Raw genomic sequence first — 9,184 nt, forward strand, 5'->3', positions numbered from 1 at the left:
CCCCCCGCCTACGCCTCCGCGACGTCTTCAGCCCGATGTGACCCCGGCCCCGACACTCGAGGCCGCGGGTCTGAGTTCCGGGTTCTCCGGACGCCCAGCGGTCGAAGGCCCGAGAGGATAGCTGAGAGACGCATCTCACAGATGCAGCGGTAAATCCGATAAGAACGGGCGTCTATGCTGATCTCGACCAGGCGATGAACAATTGACCAGTTTCATCGTGCACACAAGTAAATGGGGGGATAGTGGCATCGCGTATCGCGACCGTCGTTACGGCAACCGCTGCTCTTGTACTCATGGCCACGCCGGTCGGTGCTGTCGGGCTCGAAGAGGGTCAGCCCGACTGGGATAACGCGCCGAGCAGCATTACGATCTCCATGCCTGAGGAATCTCCTCTCGGTGTCACGGCGCGGTCCGGGAGTTGCACCAAGCAGGACTGCTGTGACTTCACCGCACATAATCCTCACAACTCCCACCACAATCCCGGGAGGACAAACGGGGAAGCCGTCGTGGACTGTAAGAAGAATCAGCCCGAGATTCGCGTGACAGCCCAGTTGTGGGAGGATCGCTGGTGGGGATGGGATCGGATCGGCAAGAAGGGCGATGTTACGCGGCACAATAAGAAGAAAGTGAAGGCGAACGGGAACGACAAGTGCCGAAACAATAAGCATCGCTTGACGGGGAACTCGTGGATCACCTTCTCGAACCGTAAGGTGAGTAAGGGTGAGGTCATCAGCAAGACGGTAAAGATATCTTGCGGCTAGTGCGCCCGAAGAGAGAGTCATGCCTTGCTGTCGTCGGCGCGCTCATTGTCTCTCTGGGGGTGGGCGGATGCGGTGCGGCGGAGAGTCGAGAATCCCCAGGCCCTGAAGGGGTTCCTCCAAAGGTATTGGCCAATGGACGCGCGCTCCCTCTGTTGACTTTCGACTGGGCTGCGATCAGTACCGAGAGGCGAGACCCTGGTGATGTGGTCCGCTGGCCTTCATCCATTGAGGTGGGAAGGCAGGAGGTGGTCCTCGAGATCCAGAAGCTTGCGCAACCCACGCTCATAGAGGTCAACACGTTTTCAAGCGTGGACTCGGCTGGCATACCGGAACAGGAGGCAGACGTCTGGTCCTGTGGCGTGGCGCTGGGTAGACCATGCCGCCTGAAGGAAGGTGAGGGTGGTTCTCAGGAGTTCAGGCCGCCTCTACGCGCACTCCGATCGGGTACATACGCAACAATGCAGATGTACTGGAGTGTGGATCCGGAGGACCGGGCCGATGGGTACGAAGATGTAGGTCAGGTGACAGCCGTTTGGCTGGTCCGTACGTGATCTGTGTCAAGGAGGTTTCGGTGGGTCTGTGCAGGGGTGTGCGGGCCCACTGAAGTCGGAACGCAGGCACGTTCAGGGTCGATAGCGCTTCAATTCTGTGCAGGTTACGTGGTCAAGGCCTTGGGGTGGGAAATATGCAATCGGAAATCTTCAGCAGTGATGATGTTCAGAGGTCTCCTATTTCCCGAAATCTCGCCCGGGAGTTGGCGGCGGGATCTATCGACTCCCCTGACGAGCTGTACGAAACTGCTGTAGACCTGGCTACGTCTCTCACCAATGGCCACTGGAGGGACGACAAGTATCCGCCCGACGAGAGGCTCGACCGGGCTGCCGCCGAACAGCTGGTAGCTGCGATGAAGTGCGGTCCGGCCTTGCTCACTTCGCGCTCTCTCGTCTTCCCGCAGGCGATCATCGGACTCGAGGGCGGGGAGCCCCTTCGGCAGCCGAAGCTATTCTACGACCGGTTCTTGTGCGGAAAGCCCGCTGGTGTCCTGTGGACGTCCTCGCTCCTCGCCCCGGGACTACCCGCCTGGGCTATGGTGGCCGAATCTGGGTACGTGGCGGGCCAAGATCCCGTCGAGGGTGTCGAGTTCTTCGCGGACGCGGACGAATTCAGCGTGTTCACGATCAACAGCCCCTGCGATTTCGCTGAACTGTGCGAGGAGTTCGGGTCGGTGATGATGGGCAGTAATCGAGTCCTCGACTGGCGGCGCGTTTCAGAGGTGCACCACGCCGTTCACCTGACTTTCTCCGGGCTGATCCTCGCCCAGGGGGTCCCCGTGCAGACTTCCACGGGCACGATGACGCTCAACGGCTGGGATTCCGAGAGCACGGTCTGGCTGCGAATTCCGGAAAGCGCACGTCTGGGGCGGCGATTTCTCGTTGAGTAAGCCTCTTTCAACCTGGGGCGAAGGCGCGTTCACCGGGCGCTCTGAGGTGAGCGTGGTCCCGGTTGAACTGCTGCTGGTTCTCGGCTGTTCGCGGTGGTGGTAGTAGGGGTGCGGAAGGTGGCGCGGGCGCCCTGGCAGGCCCGGTCGGCGAGGACGAGGGTCTGCCGGGTGAGGCATGCCTGGACGATGCCGTGGCCGCGGGCCGCGGTCAGGTCGTGAGTGCGGCCGGGTGTCGCGCGGGAGAACCAGAGTGGTGTGCCGCCGGATCGGGCGATGACCTGCACGTTCATCCCATGTCTGCGGTGTTTCATCGAGTAGTACGGCTCGTCCGCGCGGATCCGGCCGGTGGGGATCAGGGTGCCGTCAACGATGACGTGATCACCTTCACCGAGGCCGGGCGCCCAGCCGGCCAGGACCTCCGAGGTCTCGTCGACGTACCGCCAGGCGGTGGCCTGGGGCATCCCGAAACCGGCTCCGAGCTGCGGACACGCCTCGTTCTTACGCAGGTGCACCAGCGTAAGCAGCGCCTGCCGGAAGCAACCGAGTTCGCGCCAGCGGGTGTTGCGGGCTTGGTGGTGCTCGTGCAGCAGCCAGGCAACATGCTCGACGAGCTCGCGCGGGACGTCGAGCGTGGCAGGACACGGAACCGACAGGACCCCTTCGGTCGCCTGTGATGAGCGGAATCACCACGCCAACGACGAGGGGCCCTGCCTCGTCACTCCCCTGCTGACCAGCCCATTTCACCCTGCGGCACAGGATGAAAGCGGCTCAGTGACGCCGTCCGGTCCGGTCCGGGCCGGGTTCCGACGCCGTTCCTGTGGAACGCGACGTCGAGACGGGAGGGCGGATCAGGCCTTGCCGCCACCTGTGCCCTCGCTGGCGGGCTCCGCGGTGTCGCGGCGGCGGAGGAGGTACGTGTCCATGATCCAGCCCTTGCGGTCGCGGGCGGTGGAGCGGACGTGCTCGATCTCGTCGGCGACCTCGTCGAGGGGGCCGGAGACGAGGAGTTCGTCGGGGGTGCCGAGGTAGGCGCCCCAGTAGATGTCGAGCTCGGCGCGCTCCTCGGCGGGCAGGAGGGAGAACGCGTGGCGGGCGTCGAGCATCACGACGACGTCGTCCACGTCCGCCGGCCAGCCCTCGGCCAGCCGCCGCCCGGTGGTCACCTGGAACGGGCGGCCGACGCGGTTCAGCCCGACGCGGTGGCGGGCCGCCAGCGTCGACACGCTGCTCACGCCGGGCACCACCGTGTACTCGAACGCGACCTCGCCGCGCCCCAGCACCTCCTCCAGGATCGCCAGCGTCGAGTCGTACAGCGCCGGGTCGCCCCACACCAGGAACGCGCCCCGGCCGTCCTCGCCCAGCTCGTCCCTGATCAGCGCCTCGTAGATGTCCGCGCGGGCCCGGCGCCACTGGTCGATCTCGGAGGCGTAGCGGGCCGGGGTGCGGTCCCGGTCGGGGTCGCGGGCCTCCACCACCCGGTGGCCCTCGCGGGCGTGCGTCGCCAGCATCTCCTGGCGGAGGTCGATCAGCTCCTGCTTCTCCTCGCCCTTGCCGAGCAGGAAGAACACGTCGGTGTCGCGCATGGCGTTCACCGCCTGGAGCGTCAGGTGCTCGGGGTCGCCCGCGCCGATGCCGATGACATGGATTCGTCTCACGGAAGGCGAGTCTGCCCGGCCGACCCACCGGCGCGGAAGCCGGGTCCGCGTCTCGCTCCCGCACGCCGTCCGGGAGAGTTCAAGGTCACAGCCGTGCCCCGCTGCGCTCAGACGTGCACTCGCCTAGCCTGCCGTCTATGACGGTCCTGCCTGACGACGGGCTCTCTCTGGCCGCCGAGTTCCCCGATGCCACCCGTGAGCAGTGGCAGCGTCTCGTGGAGGGTGTGCTCCGCAAGAGCGACCCGAACACCGAGGCGAGCGGGACCGCGGCCGAGGACGCGCTGTCCACGACGCTGGAGGACGGGCTCCGCACCCGTCCGCTGTACACCGCGGCCGACGTGCCGGGCGGCGGCGCGGCCGACGCCACCGGTTTCCCCGGCTTCGCGCCCTTCGTACGCGGCGGGCGGCCGCAGGGCCACAGCCCCGCCGGATGGGACGTACGGCAGCAGCACCGTGACCCCGACGCGCGCCGCGCGAACGAGCTGGCACTGGCCGACCTGGAGAACGGCGTCAGCTCCCTGTGGCTGGTCGTCGGCCGGGGCGGCCTGGCCGTCGCCGACCTGCCGACCGTGCTGGAGGGCGTCTACCTGGACCTCGCGCCGATCGTGCTGGAGCCGGGCGCCGACTTCGACGCCGCCGCCCGCGCCCTGGTCGGGCTGTACGAGCGCGCCGAGGTGCCGCCGTCCGCCGCCGCCGGGAACCTCGGCGGCGACCCGCTGGGCCTCCAGGCCCGCAGCGGAGACGACACCCGCACCGCCGGGCTGCTGGACGCCGCCGCCGACTGGGCGCGCCGCCTCGGCGACACCCACCCGGGCCTGCGCGTGATGACCGTCGACGCGCTGCCCTACCACGAGGCCGGCGCCTCACCCGCCGAGGAGCTGGGCTGCTCCCTGGCCACCGGCGTCGCCTATCTGCGGCACCTCACCGCCGCCGGACTGACCGCCGAACAGGCCTGCCGCCAGCTGGAGTTCAGGTACGCGGCGACCGCCGACCAGTTCGTGACGATCGCCAAGCTGCGGGCCGCCCGCCGGCTGTGGGCGCGCGTCGCCGAGGTCTGCGGCGTCACCGACCCGTCGGCCGCCGCGCAGCGCCAGCACGTCGTGACGTCGCCGGTGATGATGACCCGCCGCGACCCGTGGGTGAACATGCTGCGCACCACGGTCGCCACGCTCGCCGCAGGCGTCGGCGGCGCGGACGCGGTCACCGTGCTGCCGTTCGACCACGCCGCCGGGCTGCCCGACGGGTTCGCCCGCCGCATCGCCCGCAACACCTCCACGATCGTCATCGAGGAGTCGCACGTCGCCCGGGTCGTCGACCCCGCCGGCGGCTCCTGGTACGTGGAGAGCCTTACCGACGAACTCGCCTCCGCCGCATGGGAGTTCTTCCAGGAGATCGAGCGCGCCGGAGGCCAGCGGGCCGCGCTCGCCTCCGGGTTCGTCGCCGAACGGCTCGACGCCACGTGGAACCGCCGCCGCGAGGCGCTGGCCCACCGCCGCGAACCGGTCACCGGTGTCAGCGAGTTCCCCCTCCTCACCGAGGAACCCGTCGTCCGTGAACCGGCGCCCGAGCCGGAGAGCGGCGGACTGCCGCGCGTCCGCCGCGACGAGCAGTACGAGGAGCTGCGCGCCCGCTCCGACAAGGCGCTCGCCGAGACCGGCCGCCGCCCGAGGATCGTGCTCGCCGCGCTCGGCAGCCCCGCCGCGTACACCGGCCGGGCCACGTTCGCCGCCAACCTCTTCCAGGCCGGCGGCATCGAACCCGTCACCGTGCCCGTCGGGCCGGACACCGACGCCGCAGCCGCCGCCGCGCTGCTGCGCGAGCACGAGGCGTCGGCCGTCTGCCTCTGCTCCGCCGACAAGGTGTACGCCGAGCAGGCCGCGCCCGTCGCCGAGGCGTTCCGCGCCGCCGGCGCCCGCAGCGTCCTGCTCGCCGGACGCCCCCGCGGCGAACTCCGCGAGACCCTGCGGGCGGCGGGCGTCGACGGCCATCTGGCGGTCGGCGACAACGCCGTCGCCCTGCTCACCGAACTGCTCGACCGACTGCTGCACCAGGACCCGGCGGGAGCGCTGTGATGAACGACCACACCTCCGATCCCATCCCGGACTTCACCGGCGTCCCGCTCGGCGCGCCCACCGCCGACGCGGACGCCGAGCGCTGGCGCGCCGAGGTCGAGAAGGGCGCCGGCAAGAGCGCCGACGACCTCGTCTGGGAGACCCCCGAGGGCATCGGCGTCAAGCCGCTGTACACCGCCGCCGACACGGCCGACCTGGACTTCCTCGGCACCTACCCGGGCGTCGCGCCCTACCTGCGCGGCCCCTACCCGACGATGTACGTCAACCAGCCGTGGACGATCCGGCAGTACGCCGGCTTCTCCACCGCCGAGGAGTCCAACGCCTTCTACCGGCGCAACCTCGCCGCCGGCCAGAAGGGCCTGTCCGTCGCCTTCGACCTGCCCACCCACCGCGGCTACGACAGCGACCACCCGCGGGTGACCGGCGACGTCGGCATGGCGGGCGTCGCCATCGACTCCATCTACGACATGCGGCAGCTCTTCGACGGCATCCCGCTGGACCGCATGAGCGTGTCGATGACGATGAACGGCGCCGTGCTGCCGGTGCTCGCGCTGTACATCGTCGCCGCCGAGGAACAGGGCGTACCGCCCGAGAAGTTGGCCGGGACCATCCAGAACGACATCCTCAAGGAGTTCATGGTCCGCAACACCTACATCTACCCGCCGAAGCCGTCGATGCGGATCATCTCCGACATCTTCGCCTTCACCTCGCAGCGGATGCCGCGCTACAACTCCATCTCCATCTCCGGCTACCACATCCAGGAAGCCGGCGCCACGGCCGACCTGGAGCTGGCGTACACCCTCGCCGACGGCGTCGAATACCTGCGCGCCGGCCTCGGCGCGGGCCTGGACGTCGACGCGTTCGCACCCCGGCTGTCGTTCTTCTGGGCGATCGGCATGAACTTCTTCATGGAGGTCGCCAAGCTGCGGGCCGCCCGCCTGCTGTGGGCCAAGCTGGTCAAGCAGTTCGATCCGAAGAACGCCAAGTCGCTGTCGCTGCGCACCCACTCGCAGACCTCCGGCTGGTCGCTCACCGCGCAGGACGTCTTCAACAACGTCACCCGCACCTGCGTCGAGGCGATGGCCGCCACCCAGGGCCACACCCAGTCCCTGCACACCAACGCCCTCGACGAGGCGCTGGCCCTGCCCACCGACTTCTCCGCCCGCATCGCCCGCAACACCCAGCTCCTCCTCCAGCAGGAGTCCGGAACCTGCCGGGTCATCGACCCGTGGGGCGGCAGCAACTACGTCGAACGCCTCACCTACGACCTCGCCCGCCGCGCCTGGCAGCACATCCAGGAGGTCGAGGCCGCCGGCGGCATGGCCCAGGCCATCGACGAGGGCATCCCCAAGCTGCGCGTCGAGGAGGCCGCCGCCCGCACCCAGGCGCGCATCGACTCCGGCCGCCAGCCCGTCATCGGCGTCAACAAGTACCGCGTCGACAGCGACGAGCAGATCGACGTTCTCAAGGTCGACAACTCGTCCGTGCGGGCCCAGCAGATCGACAAGCTGCGGCGACTGCGCGAGGAACGCGACGAGGCCGTCTGCCAGGACGCGCTGCGCGCCCTCACCCACGCCGCCGAGGCCGGCCACCAGGGCGGCGGCTCCCTCGACGGCAACCTGCTGCACCTCGCCGTCAACGCCGCCCGCGCCAAGGCCACCGTCGGTGAGATCTCCGACGCACTGGAGAAGGTCTACGGCCGCCACGCCGGCCAGATCCGTACGATCTCCGGTGTGTACCGAGACGAAGCCGGACCGTCCTCCGCGCTGGCCCGCACCCGCGCGCTCGTCGACGAGTTCGAGGAGGCCGAGGGCCGCCGCCCGCGCATCCTCGTGGCCAAGATGGGCCAGGACGGCCACGACCGCGGCCAGAAGGTGATCGCCACGGCCTTCGCCGACCTCGGCTTCGACGTCGACGTCGGCCCGCTGTTCCAGACGCCCGCGGAGGTCGCCCGGCAGGCCGTCGAGGCCGACGTGCACATCGTCGGCGTCTCCTCGCTGGCCGCCGGCCACCTCACGCTCGTCCCCGCCCTGCGGGAGGAACTGGCCGCGCAGGGCCGCGAGGACATCATGATCGTCGTCGGCGGCGTCATCCCGCCGCAGGACGTGCAGCCGCTGCTCGACATGGGCGCCGCCGCCGTCTTCCCGCCCGGCACGGTCATCCCGGACGCCGCACACGACCTGCTGCGCTCCCTGGCGTCCAGCCTCGGGCACCCCGAGCGGCACCCCCAGCGGGACTCCCAACAACCGCCCGCCGCCTGACCGCCGTTCGGCGGCGGGGTACCGTCCCGGTGACCCCGCCGCCGAAGGCGAGACCTCCGGCCCCCACCGACCCCTCCGGCCCGACCGACCTGTGAGCCTGTGAGCTGATGCCGCCGAAGATCGACATCGACGCCTACGTCCAGGGCGTCCGCGAGGGATCACGGGCCCACGTCGCCCGTGCCATCACCCTCGTCGAGTCCACCCGCGCCGACCACCGCGAACTCGCCCAGCGACTCCTCGTCGAACTCCTCCCCTTCACGGGGGCCGCCCGCCGCGTCGGCATCAGCGGCGTACCCGGCGTCGGCAAGTCCACCTTCATCGACTCCCTCGGCACGCTCCTCACCGGGCGCGGCCACCGCGTCGCCGTCCTCGCCGTCGACCCCTCTTCCGGCCGCACCGGCGGCTCCATCCTCGGCGACAAGACGCGCATGGCGCGTCTCGCCACCGACCCCAACGCGTTCGTCCGGCCCTCCCCGAGCGCCGGCACCCTAGGCGGCGTCGCCCGCGCGACCCGCGAGACCATGGTCGTCATGGAGGCCGCCGGCTACGACGTCGTCCTCGTCGAGACCGTCGGCGTCGGACAGTCCGAGACCACCGTCGCCGCCATGGTCGACTCCTTCCTCCTCCTCACCCTCGCCCGCACCGGCGACCAGCTCCAGGGCATCAAGAAGGGCGTACTCGAACTCGCCGACGTCGTCGCCGTCAACAAGGCCGACGGCCCCCACGAACGCGAGGCCCGCACCGCCGCGCGCGAACTCGCCGGCGCCCTCCGCCTGTTGCACGCCTCCGACGCCGAGGACCGGGAAGCCTGGAACCCGCCCGTCCTCACCTGCAGCGCCCGCGACGACAAGGGCCTCGACGAGGTCTGGGACCGCCTCGAACAACACCGCGCCGTCCTCGACGCCACCGGCGCCCTCGCCGCCAAACGCAAGGACCAGCAGGTCGCCTGGGTCTGGGCCATGGTCCAGGACCAACTCCTCGACCGCCTCCGCGC

At 69.7% G+C, this 9,184-nt stretch carries 6 protein-coding genes and 1 pseudogene; 5 read left to right on the forward strand and 2 right to left on the reverse strand.

Features of this window, described 5'->3' with window-relative positions; genetic code table 11:
- Nucleotides 1–293: 293 nt before the first annotated feature.
- Together FNX44_RS19140 and FNX44_RS19145 are read left to right on the forward strand one after the other, a co-directional pair.
- Nucleotides 294–761 (forward strand): hypothetical protein, encoded by a 468-nt coding sequence (locus tag FNX44_RS19140; RefSeq protein WP_143649527.1) that lies wholly within the window; start codon nt 294–296, stop codon nt 759–761.
- Between the two features lie 685 nt (nt 762–1,446).
- On the forward strand, nt 1,447–2,202 hold the full coding sequence (locus tag FNX44_RS19145) for a hypothetical protein (protein WP_143649528.1): 756 nt from the start codon (nt 1,447–1,449) through the stop codon (nt 2,200–2,202).
- Nucleotides 2,203–2,218: 16 nt separating this feature from the next.
- On the opposite strand, the pseudogene FNX44_RS19150 reads toward FNX44_RS19145, so the two are convergent.
- Both FNX44_RS19150 and cobF read right to left on the reverse strand, forming a co-directional pair.
- Nucleotides 2,219–2,892 (reverse strand): annotated as a pseudogene (locus FNX44_RS19150) (transposase family protein); the annotation flags it as partial.
- A gap of 158 nt (nt 2,893–3,050) precedes the next feature.
- Entirely contained in the window at nt 3,051–3,857 is an 807-nt protein-coding gene (gene cobF / locus FNX44_RS19155) for a precorrin-6A synthase (deacetylating) (protein ID WP_143649529.1), read from the reverse strand.
- 137 nt (nt 3,858–3,994) lie between these two features.
- On the opposite strand from cobF, the gene FNX44_RS19160 reads away from it, so the two are divergent.
- The 3 genes from FNX44_RS19160 to meaB form a co-directional block, all read left to right on the forward strand.
- Complete coding sequence (locus FNX44_RS19160; protein ID WP_143649530.1) at nt 3,995–5,929, forward strand: methylmalonyl-CoA mutase family protein; 1,935 nt, start codon at nt 3,995–3,997, stop codon at nt 5,927–5,929.
- Nucleotides 5,929–8,190: a methylmalonyl-CoA mutase gene (scpA, locus tag FNX44_RS19165; RefSeq protein ID WP_143649531.1), complete on the forward strand. Its 2,262-nt coding sequence runs from the start codon at nt 5,929–5,931 to the stop codon at nt 8,188–8,190. Before FNX44_RS19160 ends, scpA begins: the two co-directional genes overlap by 1 nt.
- 107 nt (nt 8,191–8,297) lie before the next feature.
- Nucleotides 8,298–9,184: methylmalonyl Co-A mutase-associated GTPase MeaB (gene meaB / locus FNX44_RS19170; protein ID WP_143649532.1), on the forward strand; the 887-nt coding region annotated here is incomplete at its 3' end.

The sequence above is a fragment of the Streptomyces alkaliterrae genome (assembly GCF_007097205.2).
Taxonomy (GTDB): domain Bacteria; phylum Actinomycetota; class Actinomycetes; order Streptomycetales; family Streptomycetaceae; genus Streptomyces; species Streptomyces alkaliterrae.

Coding starts and splice junctions, on each gene's coding strand:
- FNX44_RS19160 (WP_143649530.1), top strand. CDS start 3,995: ATGACGGTCCTGCCTGACGACGGGCTCTCTCTGGCCGCCGAGTTCCCC.
- FNX44_RS19140 (WP_143649527.1), top strand. CDS start 294: ATGGCCACGCCGGTCGGTGCTGTCGGGCTCGAAGAGGGTCAGCCCGAC.
- FNX44_RS19145 (WP_143649528.1), top strand. CDS start 1,447: ATGCAATCGGAAATCTTCAGCAGTGATGATGTTCAGAGGTCTCCTATT.
- scpA (WP_143649531.1), top strand. CDS start 5,929: ATGAACGACCACACCTCCGATCCCATCCCGGACTTCACCGGCGTCCCG.